At 70.8% G+C, this 19,246-nt stretch carries 17 protein-coding genes; 12 read left to right on the forward strand and 5 right to left on the reverse strand.

The genetic code is table 11. From position 1 onward, the window contains the following. Nucleotides 1–129: 129 nt before the first annotated feature. Nucleotides 130–1,533, forward strand: a complete 1,404-nt coding sequence (locus ACWCPN_RS26105; protein ID WP_451210646.1) for a glycoside hydrolase family 16 protein — start codon at nt 130–132, stop codon at nt 1,531–1,533. Here the strand turns inward: ACWCPN_RS26105 and ACWCPN_RS26110 are convergent. Further along, nucleotides 1,527–2,018, reverse strand: a complete 492-nt coding sequence (locus tag ACWCPN_RS26110) for a type 1 glutamine amidotransferase (RefSeq protein ID WP_451210649.1) — start codon at nt 2,016–2,018, stop codon at nt 1,527–1,529. The two genes, ACWCPN_RS26105 and ACWCPN_RS26110, sit on opposite strands and share 7 nt — an antisense overlap. A gap of 202 nt (nt 2,019–2,220) precedes the next feature. After that, nucleotides 2,221–2,466, reverse strand: a complete 246-nt coding sequence (locus tag ACWCPN_RS26115) for a transposase family protein (RefSeq protein WP_451211024.1) — start codon at nt 2,464–2,466, stop codon at nt 2,221–2,223. Between the two features lie 17 nt (nt 2,467–2,483). On the opposite strand from ACWCPN_RS26115, the gene ACWCPN_RS26120 reads away from it, so the two are divergent. The 3 genes from ACWCPN_RS26120 to ACWCPN_RS26130 all read left to right on the forward strand — a co-directional run bounded on the left by ACWCPN_RS26120 (nt 2,484) and on the right by ACWCPN_RS26130 (nt 6,599). Further along, the gene (locus ACWCPN_RS26120; RefSeq protein ID WP_451210652.1) at nt 2,484–4,169 is read left to right on the forward strand and encodes an acetolactate synthase large subunit; all 1,686 of its coding nucleotides are present in this window, start codon (nt 2,484–2,486) and stop codon (nt 4,167–4,169) included. A 155-nt stretch (nt 4,170–4,324) separates the two neighbouring features. Further along, entirely contained in the window at nt 4,325–5,839 is a 1,515-nt protein-coding gene (locus tag ACWCPN_RS26125; RefSeq protein ID WP_451210655.1) for an FMN-binding glutamate synthase family protein, read from the forward strand. A gap of 394 nt (nt 5,840–6,233) precedes the next feature. Then, nucleotides 6,234–6,599, forward strand: a complete 366-nt coding sequence (locus ACWCPN_RS26130; RefSeq protein WP_451210658.1) for a hypothetical protein — start codon at nt 6,234–6,236, stop codon at nt 6,597–6,599. Here ACWCPN_RS26130 and ACWCPN_RS26135 read toward each other — a convergent pair. Then, nucleotides 6,565–7,479 carry a helix-turn-helix domain-containing protein gene (locus ACWCPN_RS26135; protein WP_451211027.1) on the reverse strand — a complete coding sequence of 305 codons (915 nt, stop codon included), beginning with the start codon at nt 7,477–7,479 and terminating at the stop codon, nt 6,565–6,567. The genes ACWCPN_RS26130 and ACWCPN_RS26135 overlap by 35 nt on opposite strands. Before the next feature lie 146 nt (nt 7,480–7,625). Here ACWCPN_RS26135 and tkt point away from each other — a divergent pair, with 146 nt between their 5' ends. The 7 genes from tkt (at nt 7,626) to ACWCPN_RS26170 (ending at nt 16,800) form a co-directional block, all read left to right on the forward strand. Continuing rightward, nucleotides 7,626–9,701, forward strand: a complete 2,076-nt coding sequence (tkt, locus tag ACWCPN_RS26140; RefSeq protein WP_451210661.1) for a transketolase — start codon at nt 7,626–7,628, stop codon at nt 9,699–9,701. Nucleotides 9,702–9,729: 28 nt separating this feature from the next. After that, entirely contained in the window at nt 9,730–10,863 is a 1,134-nt protein-coding gene (gene tal, locus ACWCPN_RS26145) for a transaldolase (RefSeq protein ID WP_451210663.1), read from the forward strand. Continuing rightward, complete coding sequence (gene zwf, locus ACWCPN_RS26150) at nt 10,863–12,458, forward strand: glucose-6-phosphate dehydrogenase (RefSeq protein ID WP_451210666.1); 1,596 nt, start codon at nt 10,863–10,865, stop codon at nt 12,456–12,458. Before tal ends, zwf begins: the two co-directional genes overlap by 1 nt. Continuing rightward, a complete protein-coding gene (opcA, locus tag ACWCPN_RS26155) occupies nt 12,455–13,381 on the forward strand; it encodes a glucose-6-phosphate dehydrogenase assembly protein OpcA (RefSeq protein WP_451210669.1) in 927 nt (308 codons plus the stop codon). Before zwf ends, opcA begins: the two co-directional genes overlap by 4 nt. Nucleotide 13,382: 1 nt before the next feature. Beyond that, nucleotides 13,383–15,035, forward strand: coding sequence for a glucose-6-phosphate isomerase (pgi, locus tag ACWCPN_RS26160; protein ID WP_451210672.1), 1,653 nt, complete (start codon nt 13,383–13,385; stop codon nt 15,033–15,035). Nucleotides 15,036–15,042: 7 nt separating this feature from the next. Then, nucleotides 15,043–15,927, forward strand: a complete 885-nt coding sequence (gene gnd, locus ACWCPN_RS26165; protein ID WP_451210675.1) for a phosphogluconate dehydrogenase (NAD(+)-dependent, decarboxylating) — start codon at nt 15,043–15,045, stop codon at nt 15,925–15,927. Nucleotides 15,928–16,134: 207 nt separating this feature from the next. Then, the gene (locus ACWCPN_RS26170) at nt 16,135–16,800 is read left to right on the forward strand and encodes a TetR/AcrR family transcriptional regulator (protein ID WP_451210679.1); all 666 of its coding nucleotides are present in this window, start codon (nt 16,135–16,137) and stop codon (nt 16,798–16,800) included. A 204-nt stretch (nt 16,801–17,004) separates the two neighbouring features. Here the strand turns inward: ACWCPN_RS26170 and ACWCPN_RS26175 are convergent, their stop codons facing one another. Further along, nucleotides 17,005–17,598: an LmrA/YxaF family transcription factor gene (locus ACWCPN_RS26175; RefSeq protein WP_392292522.1), complete on the reverse strand. Its 594-nt coding sequence runs from the start codon at nt 17,596–17,598 to the stop codon at nt 17,005–17,007. A 125-nt stretch (nt 17,599–17,723) separates the two neighbouring features. On the opposite strand from ACWCPN_RS26175, the gene ACWCPN_RS26180 reads away from it, so the two are divergent. Next, complete coding sequence (locus ACWCPN_RS26180) at nt 17,724–18,614, forward strand: NAD(P)-dependent oxidoreductase (RefSeq protein WP_451210683.1); 891 nt, start codon at nt 17,724–17,726, stop codon at nt 18,612–18,614. 1 nt (nt 18,615) lies between these two features. On the opposite strand, the gene ACWCPN_RS26185 is transcribed toward ACWCPN_RS26180, so the two are convergent. Beyond that, nucleotides 18,616–19,056 carry a TIGR03618 family F420-dependent PPOX class oxidoreductase gene (locus ACWCPN_RS26185; RefSeq protein WP_451210686.1) on the reverse strand — a complete coding sequence of 147 codons (441 nt, stop codon included), beginning with the start codon at nt 19,054–19,056 and terminating at the stop codon, nt 18,616–18,618. Between the last annotated feature and the right edge of the window lie 190 nt (nt 19,057–19,246).

Here is a 19,246-nt window from a genome sequence, read left to right on the forward strand (position 1 = left end):
CTTCAACTCTTGACGACCGCCGCACCGGGGAGCACATTGGCGACACCCTGAGAGCGCTCTCAGCACATCGTGGGAGCGCTTCCAAGGATCTCCCCGCACGTTCCTTCCGTACCCGAGAGGCTCTCCCCCATGAGCGATTCCTCCGGCACGTCCAGACCCCGGCTGCTGCGCCGCACGCTGGTCGCGGTCGTCGCGACGGTCGGTCTGGCCACGGCGGTCGCGACGGCCGCCACCGCCCCGGCGAGCGCGTCCGCCCCCACCCCGCCGTCCGGCTGGACCCAGGTCTTCCTGGACGACTTCAACGGCTCGGCCGGCTCCGGCGTCAACACCTCCAACTGGCAGTACGACACCGGGACCTCGTACCCGGGCGGCGCCGCCAACTGGGGCACCGGCGAGGTCGAGACGATGACCTCCGGCACCAGCAACGTGGCGCTGGACGGCAGCGGCAATCTGCTCATCACCCCGCGCCGCGACGCCTCCGGCCGCTGGACCTCGGGCCGCATCGAGACCACGCGCACCGACTTCCAGCCCCCGTCCGGCGGCAAGCTGCGGGTGCAGGCCCGCATCCAGATGCCCAACGTCACCGGCGCCGCTGCCAAGGGCTACTGGCCTGCGTTCTGGATGCTCGGCTCCCCGTTCCGCGGCAACTACCAGAACTGGCCGGGCGTCGGCGAGCTGGACATCATGGAGAACGTCCAGGGGCTCAACACCGACTGGTCGACCATGCACTGCGGCACCAACCCGGGCGGCCCCTGCAACGAGACCTCCGGCATCGGCAACTCCACGTCCTGCGCCGGCACCACCTGTCAGGCCGGCTTCCACACCTACTCGATGGAGTGGGACCGCTCGACCAGCCCCGAGGAGATCCGCTTCTACCTCGACGGCGTCAACTTCCACACCGTGAAGGCCAACCAGGTCGACGCGACCACCTGGGCCAACGCCACCAACCACGGCTACTTCGTCATCCTGAACGTGGCGATGGGCGGCGGCTTCCCGGGGGCGTTCGGCGGCGGACCCGACGGCGGCACCGAGCCGAACCACCCGATGACCGTCGACTACGTGCAGGTCCTGCAGTCGTCGGGCGGCGGTGGCGGCGGCACCGCTCCCCCGCCCTCCGGCAACCGGGACGCCTACAGCGCCATCCAGGCCGAGTCCTACGACAGCCAGTCCGGCGTGGTCCCCGAGTCCACCACCGACTCCGGCGGCGGACAGGACCTCGGTTCCCTCGCCAACGGCGACTGGGCGCTGTACAAGGGCGTCAACTTCGGTTCCACCGCGGCCAAGCAGTTCTACGCCCGGGTGGCGAGCGGGGCCGCGGCCGGAGTGAGCGGACTGGTGGAGGTGCGGCTGGACAGCCGGAGCAACGCCCCTGTCGGCAGCTTCGCGCTGGCCAACACCGGCGGCTGGCAGTCGTGGCGCACCGTCCCGGCCAATATCGGCGGGGTGACCGGCACGCACGACGTCTATCTGACCTTCACCAGCGGCCAGCCGGCCGACTTCGTGAACGTCAACTGGTTCGACTTCGGTCACTGACGAGGTGACCGCACGCCCGGGCCCGTGACCGCGCACCGGTCACGGGCCCGGGCGCCGTCAGCCGGCCGCCGGCGCGGGGTGCTCCCGCACCAGCCGCGCGAAGCGCAGCGCCACCGCGCGCCACACCGGGGCGGCGGCGGGATCGGCCGACCGGGCCGCCCGGAGCAGTTCGTCCCGGTCGACGCCGTGCCGGGACAGGCGCTCCGCCGGCCGGCGCGCATCTGCTCGGGGTCCGCCTCGGGGTGGAACTGCACGCCCCACGCCGACCGGCCGAGACGGAAGGCCTGGTGGGGGCAGCGCTCGCCGCGCGCCGGCGGGCTGGCCCCGGACGGCAGCCGCACGATCGCGTCCACACGGTTCTCGACCGCCGTCGGACGCTCGGGCAGCCCGCCGAACAGCGGGTCCCGCGCCGCCGGCGCGAGCAGGGTCAGCACCGTGCTGCCGAACTCGTCGCCGTACTCGCCCCGCACCTCGCCGCCCGCCATGCCCTCACCCTGCCCTCCGTGCGGCTCCCCGCGCATCCCAGGCGGGCGCGCCGCGGCGCGGCGGGGCGGCCGGCCGGCGGGGCCGGGGCCGCGGGTCAGTGAGCCTCCGCCAACTTGAAGTCGCAGTTCAAAGGGCTGATGTGACCGATTCTCCACATGCTCACGCTGGTCATGGACGGGAGTCCGCGAAGAAGATCATCTGTCAGCGGTTGATTTCGATGTTCGTCAGGACGAGCAGAGCGCGCAGGAGGCGGGAGACGCGGGCGGGATCGGTGCGGAGCTTGATGAGGATCCGCCAGTTCTCGAGATGGGCGAAGCCGTGCTTGACCGGTGCCCGTCCGATCGCGAGGACGCGGTTGGCTTCCTTCTGGTCCGAGGTGAGCTTGTGAGTGCGGCCGACCGGGGTAGACGTCTGACCGGCCCGCCCATCGGCGCGGCCAAAACTCAGGAGAGGACACGATCAGCGTGAGCGACGCCGAGCACCGGAAGCAGACCCCCGACGGAGCGGCCGAACTCCTGGTTCGCTGCCTGGAGAACGAGGGCGTCGAGGTGGTGTTCGGCGTACCCGGCGAGGAGAACATCCGTTTCACCAACGCCCTCGCCCGCTCGGAGAAGATCCGCTACGTCCTCACCCGCCACGAGCAGGCCGCGTCTTTCATGGCGGAGATGCACGGCCGGCTCACCGGCTCGGCGGGTGTGATGTCCGCGACGCTGGGGCCCGGCGCGATCAACCTGATGCTGGGCGTGGCCGACGCCATGACGAACAGCACGCCCGTCGTCGCGATCACCGCGCAGGTCGGCAAGGAGCGCAACTACAAGGAGTCCCACCAGTTCGTGGACCTGGTGAGCATGTTCGCCCCGGTCACGAAGTGGTCGGCGGAGGTCCCGGCCACCCAGGCCATCCCCGAGATGGTGCGGCGCGCGTTCAAGACCGCGGAGTCCGAGCGGCCCGGCGCCGTCTATCTCGCCGTGCCCGAGGACGTCGACGCGGCGACGGACGGCTCGGACCTGCGCCCGCTGCGCAGGAACGTCGTGCAGCCCGAGGCACCGTCCCCGAAGCAGATCAAGCGAGCGGTGGAGCTGCTGCGGGAGGCCCGCCGGCCGGTGATCCTCGCCGGACACGGTGCGGCGCGCGGCGGCGCCGCGGAGTCGCTGACGGCGTTCGCCACCGCACTCGACGTGTCGACGGCGACCACCTTCCACGGCAAGGGCGTCCTGCCCGACGACCACCCGTGCGCGACCGGCACGTTCGGCTTCATGCGGCGCGACTACACCAACTTCGGGTTCGAGGAGGCCGACGTCGTCATCGCCGTCGGCTACGAGCTGCAGGAGTTCGACCCGTCCCGGATAAACCCGGACGGTGACAAGAAGATCGTCCACATCCACCGCGTCCCGGCGGAGGTGGACGACAGCTACTCGGTCGACGTCGGCATCATCGGCGACATTTCGGCCTCCCTCGACGCCCTGGCCACCGAACTCGACGGCCTGCGCTGGACCATCGACGACGAGGACACCATGGCCACCCGCGCGCTGCTGGCCAAGGAACTCGAGCAGGGCGCCGCGGACGAGCGCTACCCGCTCGCCCCGCAACGGGTCATCGCCGACACCCGCGCCGCGCTCGGTCGCGACGACATCGTGCTGGTCGACACCGGCGCGCTGAAGATGTGGATGGCCCGGCTCTACCCAACGTACGCGCCGAACACCTGCCTCATCTCCAACGGCTTGTCCACCATGGGCTTCTCGCTGCCCGGCGCGCTCGCGGTTCAGCTCGCCAGGCCGCAGACGAAGGTGCTGGCGGCGGTCGGCGACGGCTCGTTCCTCATGCACTCCCAGGAGATCGAGACGGCGGTCCGCGAGAACATTCCGCTGACCGTGCTGATCTGGGAGGACAACGGCTACGGGCTCATCAAGTGGAAGATGGACCTGGAGGTCGGGGAAAACTCCAACACCGACTTCGGCAACCCGGACATCGTCCAGTACGCCCGCAGCTTCGGCGCGAAGGGCTACCACATCGAGTCCGCTGGGGACCTGCTGCCGACGCTCCGTGAGGCACTGGCAGACCCGGGCGTGTCGATCATCAACTGCCCGGTGGACTACGCCGAGAACATGAACCTCACCAAGCACCTCGGGCACCTCGACTCGGCGCTCTGACCCGCCCGCGGCACGGCCCGACCCCCGTACTGGCCGCGCGGCAGCCCTCCCGCAGGGGGGGGTGCCCTCGGGCCTCCGGCATCGCGTGGCATTTCCGCGGCGCGGGGTAGATGGTCAGCGTGAGGTTCGGCCGGTCGAGGAGAGGAACGATTGTGATGCGTGCTCGGAGCATAGGTGCGGCAGCCGCCACAGGGTTGGCGCTGGTGGCCGCCCGCGACCTCGTGCAGAAGAAGCACGCGCTGCTGAGGAACTTCCCCCTGGTGGGACACGCCAGGTATGTGCTGGAGACGATCGGCCCCGAGCTACGGCAGTACATCGTGACGTCCAACGACGAGGAGCGTCCCTTCAGCCGTGACCAGCGCAGCTGGATCTACACGTCGGCGAAGGGGGAGAACAACTACTTCGGGTTCGGCACCGACAATGACATCGAGCACGTGCAGGGTCATGCATACGTGAAGCAGCGTACGTTCGCCGGTGCGCTGCCCGATCTGAGCGACCCACAAGCGGCGTTGCCCTCGGCCAAGGAGCTCGGCGGACCGCGCGGCCGCGCGAAGGCGTTCCGCCCGGCGAGCGTCGTCAACATCTCGGCGATGAGCTTCGGCTCGCTGTCCGGCGCGGCCGTCACGGCGCTCAACAAGGGCGCGGCGCTGGCCGGGACGATGCACAACACCGGCGAGGGCGGCCTGTCGCCCTACCACCTCAACGGCGGGGACCTTGTCCTCCAGATCGGTACGTCGTACTTCGGCTGCCGCAACGAGGACGGGACGTTCAACCTCGACAAGCTCAAGTCCATGGTCGCGGGCGCGCCCGTCAAGGCAATCGAGATCAAGCTCTCGCAGGGCGCGAAGCCGGGGCTCGGCGGCATGCTGCCGGGCGCGAAGGTGACCGACGAGATAGCCGCGATCCGCGGCATTCCTGCAGGCAAGGACTGCGCTTCGCCTTCGCGGCACACAGCGTTCCACGACGTGGACTCGATGCTCGACTTCGTGGAACTGTTGGCCGCGGAGACCGGATTGCCGGTCGGGATCAAGAGCGCCATCGGGGAGATGGACTTCTGGGAGGAACTCGCCACGCTGATGGAGCGGGGTGAGCGAGGGGTCGACTTCGTGACCGTCGACGGTGGCGAGGGCGGCACTGGGGCGGCTCCCCTGATCTTCGCCGACTCGGTGTCCCTGCCGTTCCGCGTGGGTTTCTCCCGCGTCTACGGCGTGTTCGCCGAGCGGGGCCTGACCGACGACATCACCTTCATCGGCTCCGGCAAGCTCGGCCTGCCCGAGAACGCCGTCGTCGCGTTCGCCCTCGGCGTCGACATGATCAACGTGGGCCGTGAGGCGATGCTGTCCATCGGCTGCATCCAGGCCCAGAAGTGCCACACCGACAAGTGCCCCACCGGCATCGCCACCCAGAACCCGTGGCTGGCGCGCGGCATCGACGCGCCCTCGAAGGGCATCCGGGCCGCGACGTACCTGCGCACCCTGCGCCGGGAGTTGCTCAAGGTCTCGGGCGCCGTCGGTGTCCCCCACCCGTCGCTCATCACCCCCACCGACATAGACATCCTGAACGGCGACTACGACGCCCGCACCCTGGGGAGTGTGTACGGCTACAAGGATGGGTGGGGCTCGCTCGGGCCGGAGCTCGCCCATGAGATCGCCGAACTGCTCACCACCTGAGAGAGCTGCTCCGCCACCTGTCTTCAACCGTCATGCCCTGCGCAGCACGCCCACCGAGTGGAGCGCACCGAGTCCATCCGATGCGGTGGTGCGGGCAGTGATCCTCCGGGGAGGAGGATGCGCTCCCGCCGGACTACCAGGGCATCATCGCCGCCGTGCGCCAAGCCGCCGGACCGGTCATGGCCGCGAGGTCGGCGAGGCAGTGGGGGTGGACGTCAGCGTGAAGTCCAAGCTGGAACCGCTGCGCGGCAGGCTGGTCAGACTCGTCGATCGCGGCTGGCTCCGCAAACTGCCCGACGGCCGCTTCACCACCCGCCTGTGACGAGTGGCACCGCCACTCGGAGCGGCTCAGCACACGCGTAACCAGGTTGCCCCCGGCGGCCGTTGGAATTGCGTGACGAATACCGAAGAGCGCGCCGAGGACACCTGCCCGCTTGTCTACCAGTGCCGTCTCCCGCTGTCCACGCGCACCGTCAACCACCTCACCGACCTGCTACGGCGTCATCTGAAGGCGATACGGTCACGCTGGCGGATCCTGCCGCCCGGGAAGATCGCGGTGATCGTCCTGGCCGTACTGCGTCACGACCAGCGCCTGGCCGACATGGCCGGCGGCAACGACGTGTCCGAGTCCACGGTCCGCCGCCGGCGCGACGAGCTGATCGGACTGCTCCCCCGGAGACGGATCACACCAGCCCCTTGGCCCGGGACTTCAAGTTGTCGGGAACTCAATGCAGTTCGGCCCGGAACGCGACCGGTGTGACGCCCGTGTGGAGCTGGAAGAACTTGGAGAAGTTGGCCGCGTCGGGAAAGCCCACGGCCGCCCCGACACGGCCGATCGGCAGGTCCGTGTGAGCGAGGAGCCGCTTGGCCTCCAGGACGACCCGCTTGTCGATGAACCCCTTCGGCGTCTCGCCGGTGGCCGCGCGGACCGCGCGGACGAGCGTGCGGCGGGAGTAACCGAGCGCGTCCGCGTAGGCGCTGACGCTGTGCTGGGTGGCGAAGCCCTGCTCGACCGCGTCCCGGAAGAGCGTGAAGGTGCTGTCCGCCGGCCGCCGTGGTGCCTCGGCCGAGCTGGCGGCGAGGTGGGCGAGGCGCAGCAGGAACGCCGTCAGGGTGTGCCGCAGGACGGCCGTGTGCAGGCTGAGCGGGAGCGTCGCGGTGTCCTCGTACTCGCGTCGGAGCTGCTCGAGCGCGGCCCGGAGCGCGGCGAGCTGCTCCGGTCCGGGGTGCAGCAGCGGCGGCAGGTCGTAGCGGTACAGGCCGGTGGCCTCGACGGTGGCGCGGGGCAGGAAGCCTGGCTGCATGGTCAGGACGGTTCCGCGGTACTCGCTGCTCCGGGCGAAGCGGTGGACCTGCCCGGGGCGGATCCACAGCAGGTCCCCGGCCCCGGCCCGGTACTCGGCGAAATCGACCATGTGGCGCACGGGGCCGCCGGTGAAGAGCATGACCACGTGGAAGTCGATGCGGTGGACGCGGTGCAGCGGGGCGTCGGCGTGCCAGGTGCGGTCGCCCTCCATGGGGCCGATCTGCATGCCGACGCCCCCGACGGCCAGGTCCGCCGGGAAGGGGAAGGTTCTGATCGCGTCGCCGTCCACGTCCTGGTCGCCCTCCCCCTTGGCTCGGGGTGTTTCGTCCGCCATGTTCTTCATGTGCCGTTCCGCTCGCGCGATCACTGTCCCAGATTCACCACAGGCTGACACACCCCGACCTTTCCTCGAAAAAGTCAGACTTTTAGATTTGAACGCGTCCGGCCAGCTGCTCCGCACAGAACGAGGACTTCTTGAAGATGAGTACGCAGACACCCGAAGGCTTCGAGTGGACCGATCTCGACCGCCGCGCCGTGGACACCGCCAGGCTTCTCGCCGCGGACGCGGTGCAGAAGGTCGGCAACGGACACCCCGGCACCGCGATGAGCCTGGCGCCTGTCGCGTACACGATCTTTCAAAAGGTGATGCGTCATGACCCTGCCGACCCGGAGTGGACCGGTCGTGACCGCTTCGTGCTCTCCCCCGGCCACACGTCGCTGACGCTGTACACCCAGCTCTTCCTCGCCGGCTACGAGCTGGAGCTGGACGATCTGAAGGCGTTCCGCACGCACGGCTCGAAGACTCCCGGTCACCCGGAGTACGGCCACACCGCCGGTGTCGAGACCACGACCGGCCCGCTGGGCCAGGGCGTCGCCAACGCCGTCGGCATGGCGATGGCCGCCCGTTACGAGCGCGGTCTGTTCGACCCGGACGCCCCGCAGGGCGAGTCCCCCTTCGACCACACCGTCTGGGCGATCGTCTCCGACGGTGACCTGGAGGAGGGCGTCTCCGCCGAGGCCTCCTCCCTCGCCGGCCACCAGAAGCTCGGCAACCTGGTCTTCGTCTACGACGACAACCACATCTCCATCGAGGGCGACACCGCCACCGCCTTCTCCGAGGACGTGCTGAAGCGGTACGAGGCCTACGGCTGGCACACCCAGCGCGTCACGCCCACCGCCGACGGCGACGTCGACGTCCCCGCGCTGCACGCCGCGCTGGAGGCGGCGCGGGCCGAGACCGGACGGCCCTCCATCATCGCCCTGCGCACGGTCATCGCCTGGCCGGCCCCGAACGCGCGGAACACCGAGGCCTCCCACGGCTCCGCGCTCGGCGAGGACGAGATCGCCGCCACCAAGCGCGTCCTCGGCTTCGACCCGGAGCGCAGCTTCGAGGTCGCGGACGAGGTCCTCGACCACTCCCGGCGGGCCCTGGACCGGGGCGCCGAGGCGCACGCGGCCTGGGACAAGCGCATCGCCGAGTGGCGGGCCGCGCACCCCGAGCGGGCGCTGCTCTTCGACCGGATCAGCAAGGGCGAGCTGCCCGAGGGCTGGCAGGACGCGCTGCCGGTGTTCGAGGAGGGCAAGTCCGTCGCCACCCGAGCCGCCTCCGGCAAGGTGCTGCAGGCCCTCGGCGCGGTGATCCCGGAACTGTGGGGCGGTTCCGCCGACCTCGCCGGGTCGAACAACACCACCATCGACAAGAGCAGCTCCTTCCTGCCCGCGGGCAACCCGCTGCCCGAGGCCGACCCGTACGGCCGTACCGTCCACTTCGGCATCCGCGAGTTCTCGATGGCCGCCGAGATGAACGGCATCGCCCTGCACGGCAACACCCGCGTCTACGGCGGCACCTTCCTGGTGTTCTCCGACTACATGCGCAACGCCGTGCGGATGTCGGCCCTGATGCAGCTCCCGGTGACGTACGTCTGGACCCACGACTCCATCGGTCTCGGCGAGGACGGACCGACCCACCAGCCGGTCGAGCACCTGGCCTCGCTGCGCGCGATCCCGGGCCTGAACGTCGTCCGCCCGGCGGACGCCAACGAGACCGCGATCGCCTGGGCCGAGATCCTGAAGAGGCACGCCACCGACCCTGCCCCGCACGGACTCGCGCTCACCCGCCAGGGCGTGCCCGCCTACGCGCCGAACGAGGACGCGGCCAAGGGCGGCTACGTGCTGCGCGAGTCGTCGACCGGGACCCCGGAGGTGATCATCATCGCGACCGGTTCCGAGGTGCAGCTCGCCGTCGCCGCCCGGGAGCGGCTGGAGGCCGAGGGGATCGGCACCCGCGTGGTGTCCATGCCGTCCGTGGAGTGGTTCGAGCAGCAGCCGCGCGCCTACCGGGAGCGGGTGCTGCCGCCGGCCGTGAAGGCCCGGGTCGCCGTGGAGGCCGGCATCGGCCTGACCTGGCACCGTTTCGTGGGCGACGCAGGTCGGATCGTCTCCCTCGAACACTTCGGTGCCTCCGCCGACGCGACCACACTGTTCGCCGAGTTCGGCTTCACCCCCGACAACGTCGCCGCCGCTGCCCGCGAGTCGCTGGCCGCCACGCACGCCTGATACCGAAGCGATAGGAAAGAAGATCACTGTGACCGAAGCAATCGCCACCCCGGGAGCCCTCAAGCGCCTCGCCGACGAGGGGGTGTCGGTCTGGCTGGACGACCTGTCGCGCAGCCGCATCACCTCGGGCAGCCTGGCCGGTCTCGTGGACGGCGGCGGCGTCGTCGGCGTCACCACCAACCCCTCGATCTTCCAGGCGGCCATAGGCTCCGGCGAGGGCTACGAGGAGCAGCTCACCGACCTCGCGGTGCGGGGTGTGACGGTCGACGAGGCCGTACGGATGATGACGACCGCCGATGTGCGGGCGGCCGCGGACGTCCTGCGGGACGCGTACACCGTCTCGGACGGCCGTGACGGCCGGGTCTCCATCGAGGTGGACCCGCGGCTGGCGCACCGCACCGAGGCCACGGTCGCCGAGGCCAAGCAGCTCGCCTGGCTGGTCGACCGCCCCAACGTGATGATCAAGATCCCGGCGACCCGGGCGGGTCTGCCGGCGATCACGGAGGTGATCGGCCTCGGCATCAGCGTCAACGTGACGCTGATCTTCTCCCTCGAGCGCTACCGCGAGGTCATGGACGCCTACCTGGCCGGTCTGGAGAAGGCCCGGGAGCGGGGCCTGGACCTGTCGGAGATCCACTCGGTGGCGTCCTTCTTCGTCTCCCGCGTGGACAGCGAGATCGACAAGCGGCTGACCGCGCTGGGCACCGACGAGGCCCTCGCGCTCAAGGGCCGGGCGGCCCTCGCCAACGCCCGGCTGGCCTACGAGGCGTACGAGGAGGTGTTCGGATCCGGGCGCTGGCAGGCGCTCGCCGGTGAGCGGGCCAACAAGCAGCGTCCGCTGTGGGCCTCCACCGGTGTGAAGGACCCCGCCTACAAGGACACCCTGTACGTCGACGAGCTGGTCGCCCCCGGCACCGTCAACACCATGCCGGAGGCCACCCTGACGGCCACCGCCGACCACGGCGAGATCACCGGCGACACGGTGACCGGTGGCTACGAGCAGGCCCGGGCGGACCTCGCGGCCGTCGAGCGGCTCGGCATCTCCTACGACGAGGTCGTCCAGCAGCTCGAGGACGAGGGTGTCGCCAAGTTCGAGACGGCCTGGCAGGAACTGCTGGACGCCGTCACCGAGTCGTTGAGGAACAAGGGAGTTGAGGCGTGATGACGACCGACGCCCAGCAGCCGGAGAAGCCGGCCGCCACCGAGGACGTGCGCGTCCCGGTCGGCCCGGCCGCCGACTGGGTGAACCCGCTGCGGGACGGCGGCGACCGCCGGCTGCCCCGCATCGCGGGCCCCTCCGGCCTGGTCATCTTCGGTGTGACCGGTGACCTGTCCCGCAAGAAGCTGATGCCGGCCGTCTACGACCTGGCCAACCGCGGGCTGCTGCCGCCCGGCTTCTCCCTGGTCGGCTTCGCCCGCCGGGACTGGGAGGACCAGGACTTCGCCCAGGTCGTGCACGACGCGGTGCGCGAGCACTCGCGCACCCCGTTCCGGGAGGAGGTCTGGCAGCAGCTCTCCGAGGGCATGCGGTTCATCCCCGGTGACTTCGACGACGACACCGCGTTCAAGCAGCTCAAGGACGCCGTCGAGGAACTGGACGCCTCCCGGGGCACCGGCGGCAACTTCGCGTTCTACTTCTCGGTGCCGCCGAAGTTCTTCCCCAAGGTCGTGCGGCAGCTCAAGAAGCACGGCCTGGCCTCCCCGCCGCCGGGCGCCTGGCGGCGCGCGGTCATCGAGAAGCCGTTCGGCCACGACATCGCCAGCGCCCGCGACCTGAACGCGCTCCTGCACGACGTGTTCGACCCGGACCAGGTGTTCCGGATCGACCACTACCTCGGCAAGGAGACCGTCCAGAACATCCTGGCGCTGCGCTTCGCCAACCAGATGTACGAGCCGATCTGGAACCGCAGTTACGTCGACCACGTGCAGATCACGATGGCCGAGGACATCGGCATCGGCGGCCGGGCCGGCTACTACGACGGCATCGGCGCCGCCCGTGACGTCATCCAGAACCACCTGCTGCAGCTGATGGCCCTCACGGCCATGGAGGAGCCCATCGCGTTCGACGCGGAGGCGCTGCTCACCGAGAAGCTGAAGGTGCTGAAGTCGGTGCGGCTGCCGGAGGACCTCGGCTCGCACACCGTGCGCGGCCAGTACGCGTCCGGGTGGCAGGGGGGCGAGAAGGTCGTCGGCTACCTCCAGGAGGAGGGCATCGACCCCAAGTCGAAGACCGACACCTTCGCCGCGATCAAGCTGGGCATCGACAACCGCCGCTGGGCGGGCGTCCCGTTCTACCTGCGCACCGGCAAGCGCCTCGGCCGCCGGGTCACCGAGATCGCGGTGGTCTTCCAGCGGGCCCCGCACTCCCCGTTCGACTCCACCGCCACCGAGGAGCTGGGCCAGAACGCCATCGTGATCCGCGTCCAGCCGGACGAGGGCATGACCGTGCGGTTCGGCTCGAAGGTCCCGGGCACCTCGATGGAGATCCGGGACGTTTCCATGGACTTCGCCTACGGCGAGTCGTTCACGGAGTCCAGCCCGGAGGCGTACGAGCGGCTCATCCTGGACGTGCTGCTCGGCGACGCCAACCTGTTCCCCCGTCACCAGGAAGTGGAAGAGTCCTGGAAGATCCTCGACCCGATCGAGGAGTACTGGTCCCGGCACGGCAGGCCGGCCCAGTACCCGGCGGGTACCTGGGGTCCGGAAGAGGCAAACGAGATGCTCGCACGAGACGGACGGAGCTGGCGCAGGCCATGAAGATCGACCTGACCGACACCACGGCAAGCAAGATCAACAAGGCGCTGGTACGGGGCCGCCGGGCCATCGGCACCCCGGCCGTGGGCATGGTCCTGACGATGGTCATCGTCACGGACGAGGAGAACGCCTACGACTCGCTCCGGGCCGCCGAGGAGGCCTCGCACGAGCACCCCTCGCGGACCCTGGTCGTCATCAAGCGGCACGCCCGCACCCTGCGCGACCGCACCGCCTCCCGGCTGGACGCCGAGGTCCGGGTCGGCTCCGAGGCCGGCACCGGCGAGACGGTGGTGCTGCGCACCTACGGTGAGGTGTCCGACCACGCCGCCTCGGTGGTCCTGCCGCTGCTGCTGCCCGACGCCCCGGTCGTCGTGTGGTGGCCGGTGGAAGCGCCCGAGACCCCCTCCAAGGACCCGCTCGGCGCGCTGGCCCAGCGCCGGATCACCGACTTGTACGCCGTCGAGCGCCCGCTGGAGGTCCTGGAGACCCGGGTCCGCAACTACGCGCCCGGCGACACCGACCTCGCCTGGACCCGGCTCACGCCGTGGCGCTCCATGCTGGCGGCCGCGCTCGACCAGGCCCGGGTGAAGGTGACCTCGGCGGCCGTCGAGGCCGAGCAGGAGAACCCCAGCGCCGAACTCCTCTCCCGCTGGCTGGAGGCCCGGCTGAACGTGCCGGTGGACCGTGTGGTCACGGCGGGGCCGGTGGTCACCGCCGTCCGGCTCGGCACCGGGAACGGCGAGATCGTCATCGACCGCCCCGAGGGGCCGCTGGCGACGCTGACCCTGCCGGGGCAGCCGCCGCGCACCCTCGCCCTGAAGGTCCGCCCCACCTCCGAACTCATCGCCGAGGAGCTGCGCCGCCTCGACGCCGACGAGATGTACGCCGTCGCCCTCAACGGCGCGGCCACCAAGGAGCACGCCTGACATGTCCGACGCACCGTCAGACCTCCCCCAGCTGACCCGCCGCCCCGAGTGGACGGCCCTGGAGGACCACCGGGCCGCGGGACGGCCCTCCCTGCGCGAGCTGTTCGCGACGGACCCCGGCCGCGCCGAGCGCTACGTCGTCCGGGTCGGTGACCTGCACATCGACTACAGCAAGCACCTGATCACCGACGAGACCCTGGCCCTGCTGCAGGAACTCGCCACCGCCACCGGCGTGTCCGCGCTGCGGGACGCCATGTTCCGCGGTGAACGCATCAACATCACCGAGGACCGGGCGGTGCTGCACACCGCGCTGCGGGCCGCTCCGGACGCGGTGGTCGAGGTCGACGGCGAGAACGTCGTACCGCGGGTGCACGCGGTGCTGGACAAGATGGCGGGCTTCGCGGAGCGGGTCCGCTCCGGCGAGTGGACCGGCCACACCGGCCGGCGGATCCGCAACGTCGTCAACATCGGCATCGGCGGCTCCGACCTCGGCCCCGCCATGGCCTACGAGGCGCTGCGCGCCTACACCGCACGGGAGTTGACCTTCCGGTTCGTGTCGAACGTGGACGGCGCCGACCTGCACGAGGCCGTCCGCGACCTGGACCCGGCGGAGACCCTGTTCATCGTCGCGTCCAAGACGTTCACCACGATCGAGACGATCACCAACGCCACTTCGGCCCGCGCCTGGCTGCTCGGCGCCCTCGGCGGCGACGAGAAGGCGGTCGCCCGGCACTTCGTGGCGCTGTCCACGAACGCCGAGAAGGTCACCGGGTTCGGTATCGACCCGGACAACATGTTCGAGTTCTGGGACTGGGTCGGCGGACGCTACTCCTACGACTCGGCGATCGGCCTGTCGCTGATGATCGCCATCGGCCCGGACCGGTTCCGCGAGATGCTCGACGGGTTCCGCCTCGTCGACGAGCACTTCCGCACCGCGCCCCCCGAGTCCAACGCCCCGCTGCTGATGGGCCTGCTGGGCATCTGGTACGGCAACTTCCACGACGCCCAGACCCACGCGGTCCTGCCGTACAGCCACTACCTGTCGAAGTTCACCGCCTATCTCCAGCAGCTCGACATGGAGTCCAACGGCAAGTCGGTGCAGCGCGACGGCAGTCCGGTGCGGTGGCAGACCGGGCCGGTCGTGTGGGGCACGCCCGGCACCAACGGGCAGCACGCCTACTACCAGTTGATCCACCAGGGCACCAAGCTGATCCCGGCGGACTTCATCGGCTTCGCCCGCCCCGTCGACGAACTGAGCGGTGAACTCGAGGCCCAGCACGACCTGCTGATGGCGAACTTCTTCGCCCAGACCCAGGCCCTGGCCTTCGGCAAGACCGCCGACGAGGTCCGCGCCGAGGGCGTGCCCGAGGAGCAGGTGCCGCACCGCACCTTCCACGGCGACCACCCGACCACGACGATCCTCGCGCGCGAGCTGACCCCGTCCGTGCTCGGCCAGCTCGTCGCCCTCTACGAGCACAAGGTGTTCGTGCAGGGCGCGGTGTGGAACATCGACTCCTTCGACCAGTGGGGCGTGGAGCTCGGCAAGGTCCTCGCCAAGCGCATCGAGCCCGCCCTGACCGAGGGTGCCGCGGTGCCCGGTCTGGACCCGTCCACCACGGCCCTCGTCGCCGCCTACCGTTCTCTCAGGAAGTGAATAGATCATGCAGCTCGGTCTCATCGGTCTCGGCAAGATGGGCGGCAACATGCGCGAGCGGATCCGCCGCGCCGGCCACACCGTCATCGGCTACGACCGCAACCCCGAAGTCTCCGACGTCAAGAGCCTCGAAGAGCTGGTGGAGAAGCTGGACGCACCGCGCACCGTCTGGGTGATGGTCCCGGCCGGCACCGCCACCCAGGGTGTCGTCGACGAACTCAAGGACCTGCTGTCCGAGGGCGACACGGTGGTCGACGGCGGCAACTCCCGCTGGACGGACGACGAGAAGCACGCGGCCGAACTGGGCGTCAAGGGCATCGGCTTCGTCGACGCCGGCGTCTCCGGCGGTGTGTGGGGCCTGCAGAACGGCTACGCGCTGATGGTCGGCGGCGCCAAGGAGCACGTGGAGCGGCTCCGGCCGGTCTTCGAGGCGCTCAAGCCGGAGGGTCCCTACGGCTACGTCCACGCGGGCCGGGTCGGCGCCGGGCACTTCTCCAAGATGGTCCACAACGGCATCGAGTACGCCATGATGCAGGCGTACGCCGAGGGCTGGGAACTGCTGGAGAAGGTCAAGTCGGTGGACAACGTCCGCGAGGTGTTCCGCTCCTGGCAGGAGGGCACCGTCATCCGCTCCTGGCTGCTGGACCTCGCGGTCAACGCCCTCGACGAGGACGAGCACCTGGGCAAGCTGCGCGGGTACGCGGAGGACTCCGGCGAGGGCCGCTGGACCGTGGAGGCCGCCATCGACAACGCGGTGCCGCTGCCCGCGATCACCGCCTCGCTGTTCGCGCGGTTCGCCTCCCGCCAGGACGACTCCCCGCAGATGAAGATGATCGCCGCGCTGCGCAACCAGTTCGGCGGCCACGCCGTGGAGACGGCGAAGAAGGACTGAGCGCGGGGGCGCCGCCGGCGCGTCCCGCGTACGCGGCCCGGGTCGTCCTACGGCCCGGGCCGCGCTGCGTCTCAGTGGCGCGCTCACTAATGTACGAACCAGTACGTTAGCGATATCAGCCGTGACCGGCTTCAGGAAGACCCTTACGGGCCGCCCCACCCCTGCTTCTACAATCACCGGCACTGGCCCTACGCCCGAAGGAACCCGATGACCAGCGTCGACGAACCGGTACGACCCGGCGGGCGGACGCGGGACGCCGCCCGCACCCAGGCCGAGATCCTCGACGTCGCGACCCAGGAGTTCGCCCGGGCCGGCTACGACGGCGCCCGGGTGGACGAGATCGCGGCCCGGACCCGCACCACGAAGCGGATGATCTACTACTACTTCGGCGGCAAGGAACAGCTCTTCACGGCCGTGCTGGAACGGGCCTACGGCGTGATCCGCGAGGCCGAGCAGGAGCTGGACGTCGAGCACCTGGACCCGGTAGCGGCGATCCGGCGGCTCGCCGAGGTCACCTTCGACCACCACGAGCAGCACCCGGACTTCATCCGCCTGGTCAGCATCGAGAACATCCACGGCGCCGAGCACATCGCCGCCTCGGAGAAGCTCGGCCGGATCGGCTCCCCCGCCCTCGAGGTGATCCGCCGGATCCTGGCCGCGGGGCGGGAGTCGGGGCTGTTCACGGCCGACGTGGACGCCGTCGACCTGCACGCGATGATCAGCTCGTTCTGCTTCTTCCGGGTGGCCAACCGGCACACCTTCGGCGCGCTGTTCGGCCGCGACCTCGTCGACCCGGCGCAGCGCGAGCACTACCGCGCCATGCTCGGCGACATGGTGATCGCCTATCTCACGGCGGAGCGGGCCGCGGACTGACCCGCGGCCCCCGGGGCGGCGGCCGCCGGCCGCGCCCGCTCCCGGCCGCCGGCGACCGCGCTCGCGCACGGGCCCTTGACAGCGGGGAAACACGGGCGCATCCCACCCACTACGAATGACTATCCAGTAGGTTAATTAGCCGCCGTGTCCGTCCCCGCCCCCGCTCCCGCCGAGGCCCGCCCGGGAACGCGGGGGCCGCCGCCGCTACGCGCGGCCCGCCGCCGCGTCGAGCAGGGGGCCGAGCTCGCGGACGGCGGAGTCCAGCGGACGCACGTCCCGTTCGGCCCGGGCCATGAGGATCGCGCCCTCCAGGGTGCTGATCATCAGGGTGGCGAGGGAGTCCGCCCGTGCCGCCGGGACCCCCATGCCGGTCAGCGCCTCGGCGACCGGGCCGCGCCAGGCCGCGAACGCGTCCGCCGCCGCCGCGCGATTGGAGCTGCCCGACGAGGCGCGGTCCACGGTCGCGGCGGCGACCGGGCAGCCGGCGGCGAAGCCGTCCACCCGGTACTCGTCCGTCCACTGCGCGGCCATCGCCGCGAACAGCCCGCTCGGCGTCGGCTCGTCCAGGCCCGCGACGAAACGGGCGACGCGCTTGCCGGCGTACTGGCCCGCCCAGGTCACGGCCTCGTTGACCAGTTGCTCCTTGCCACCCGGGAAGTAGTGCTGGAGGGAGCCGCGCGGCGCCCCGGCCAGGGCGGCGACGTCCCGCATCCCGGTCGCGGCGACGCCGTCCCGCCGGATCAGCTGGGCCGCGCTGAACACCATCCGCTCACGCGGTCCGTACCGCGACTCCGCCATGACGGACCTCCGATCGCCCTCACCTCCACTCTATGACCGGCGTCATAACCCCCGCTACTATGACGACGGTCATAATCGGCCCGGAGGTCCCACGCGCGGAACTCCCCCGGAGCGAGGGGCGCCCCATGAACGTCGTGCACGTCGGTTTCATCGGTCTCGGAGTGATGGGACGGCCCATGGCGCTCCGCCTGGCGGCGTCCGGCACGCCGCTCGTGGTGTGGAACCGCACGCCGCGGCGGGCCGAGCCGCTGCGCGCGGCGGGGGCGGAGGTCGGGGCGGACGCCGCCGAGGTGTTCGCGCGGGCCGAGGTGGTACTGCTGATGCTGGCCGACGAGGCCGCGGTCGACGCCGTCCTCGGCCGCGGCACCCCCGGCTTCGCCGCCCGCGTCGCCGGGCACGTCGTCGTCCACATGGGCACGACCTCCCCCGAGTACTCCCGCGCCCTGGAGGCCGACGTGCGGGCAGCCGGCGGCCGGTACGTCGAGGCGCCCGTCTCCGGGTCCCGGGTCCCGGCGGAACGGGGCGAGCTGGTGGCCATGCTGGCGGGCGAGGAGTCCGCCGTCGGCGTAGTACGGCCGTTGCTCGCGCCGCTGTGCCGGGAGACGTTCGTGTGCGGTGCGGCGCCGAACGCGCTGCTGATGAAGCTGTCCGTGAACCTCTTCCTGATCACTCTGGTGACCGGGCTGACCGAGGCGTTCCACTTCGCCGGGCGGCAGGGCCTGGACCGGGGGCTGTTCCTGGACGTGCTGGACGCGGGCCCCATGGCCAGCGCGGTTTCGCGGATGAAGTCCCCCAAGCTGCGCGAGGGGGACTTCGCGGTGCAGGCGGCCGCGCTGGACGTGCTGAAGAACAACCGGCTCATCGCCGGGGCGGCCCGCGAGGCGCACCTGGCCTCGCCGCTGCTGGACGCCTGTCACGCCCTGTTCGAGGAGACGGTGTCCCTGGGGCACGGCGGCGAGGACATGGTGGCGGTACTGCGGGCGATCGAGGCGCGGACCGCCGCCGCGACGCCGTAGCTCAGCGCTTCGGGATGCCGTACGCCCGCTCGACACGCAGCCGCAGCACCAGCCGGCGGTCGCGGACCATGGCGGCCCGGTAGTCGTCCCAGTCCGGGTGTTCACCGGAGACGTCCCGGTAGAGCCGGACGAGTTCCTCGACCGTCTCGTCGTGCGGATCGCGGGCGACCGGCGAGAGGTCGGCGGTGCCCTCGGCGACCGTGTAGGCCCACCGGTCGGCGGTGGTGACGTGGTAGGACGCGCGGGGGTCGCGGCGCAGGTTGCGGGTCTTGGCCCGGTCGTCGGTGAGCGAGACGCGGATGACCCGCTCGTCCGGATAGTAGACGTGGGCGACGTTGGACAGCTGGGGCCTGCCGTCCTTCTTGAGGGTGACCAGCACCCCGCCGTGCCCCTCACCGAGCAGCTTCAGCAGTGCGTCGTCCTGCGTGGCGTCCTGAGTCATACCTGGATCAACCCGCCGGGACGGGCCGCGCATTCCCGCCCGAAGGGCGTGGGACAGGGAAAGGCGTTGCCGGTGCTCGCCGGGCCTGGACGTCATGTCGATCACACCCGCCGCCGACGGGGTCCGTCCCGGCGTTCCTGCGCGACGATGAGACCGTGCGGCCGTTCCGGCGGGAACGGCGGTCGTGCCG

The sequence above is a fragment of the Streptomyces sp. NPDC002386 genome, from assembly GCF_053593175.1.

What these genes read in the sequence shown, in the direction of transcription:
- ACWCPN_RS26135 (WP_451211027.1), bottom strand. Translation starts at nt 7,479, where the DNA reads ATGGCGGACGAAACACCCCGAGCCAAGGGGGAGGGCGACCAGGACGTG.
- ACWCPN_RS26170 (WP_451210679.1), top strand. Translation starts at nt 16,135, where the DNA reads ATGACCAGCGTCGACGAACCGGTACGACCCGGCGGGCGGACGCGGGAC.
- gnd (WP_451210675.1), top strand. Translation starts at nt 15,043, where the DNA reads ATGCAGCTCGGTCTCATCGGTCTCGGCAAGATGGGCGGCAACATGCGC.
- ACWCPN_RS26125 (WP_451210655.1), top strand. Translation starts at nt 4,325, where the DNA reads ATGCGTGCTCGGAGCATAGGTGCGGCAGCCGCCACAGGGTTGGCGCTG.
- zwf (WP_451210666.1), top strand. Translation starts at nt 10,863, where the DNA reads ATGACGACCGACGCCCAGCAGCCGGAGAAGCCGGCCGCCACCGAGGAC.
- ACWCPN_RS26175 (WP_392292522.1), bottom strand. Translation starts at nt 17,598, where the DNA reads ATGGCGGAGTCGCGGTACGGACCGCGTGAGCGGATGGTGTTCAGCGCG.
- ACWCPN_RS26110 (WP_451210649.1), bottom strand. Translation starts at nt 2,018, where the DNA reads ATGGCGGGCGGCGAGGTGCGGGGCGAGTACGGCGACGAGTTCGGCAGC.
- opcA (WP_451210669.1), top strand. Translation starts at nt 12,455, where the DNA reads ATGAAGATCGACCTGACCGACACCACGGCAAGCAAGATCAACAAGGCG.
- ACWCPN_RS26185 (WP_451210686.1), bottom strand. Translation starts at nt 19,056, where the DNA reads ATGACTCAGGACGCCACGCAGGACGACGCACTGCTGAAGCTGCTCGGT.
- ACWCPN_RS26105 (WP_451210646.1), top strand. Translation starts at nt 130, where the DNA reads ATGAGCGATTCCTCCGGCACGTCCAGACCCCGGCTGCTGCGCCGCACG.
- tkt (WP_451210661.1), top strand. Translation starts at nt 7,626, where the DNA reads ATGAGTACGCAGACACCCGAAGGCTTCGAGTGGACCGATCTCGACCGC.
- pgi (WP_451210672.1), top strand. Translation starts at nt 13,383, where the DNA reads ATGTCCGACGCACCGTCAGACCTCCCCCAGCTGACCCGCCGCCCCGAG.
- ACWCPN_RS26180 (WP_451210683.1), top strand. Translation starts at nt 17,724, where the DNA reads ATGAACGTCGTGCACGTCGGTTTCATCGGTCTCGGAGTGATGGGACGG.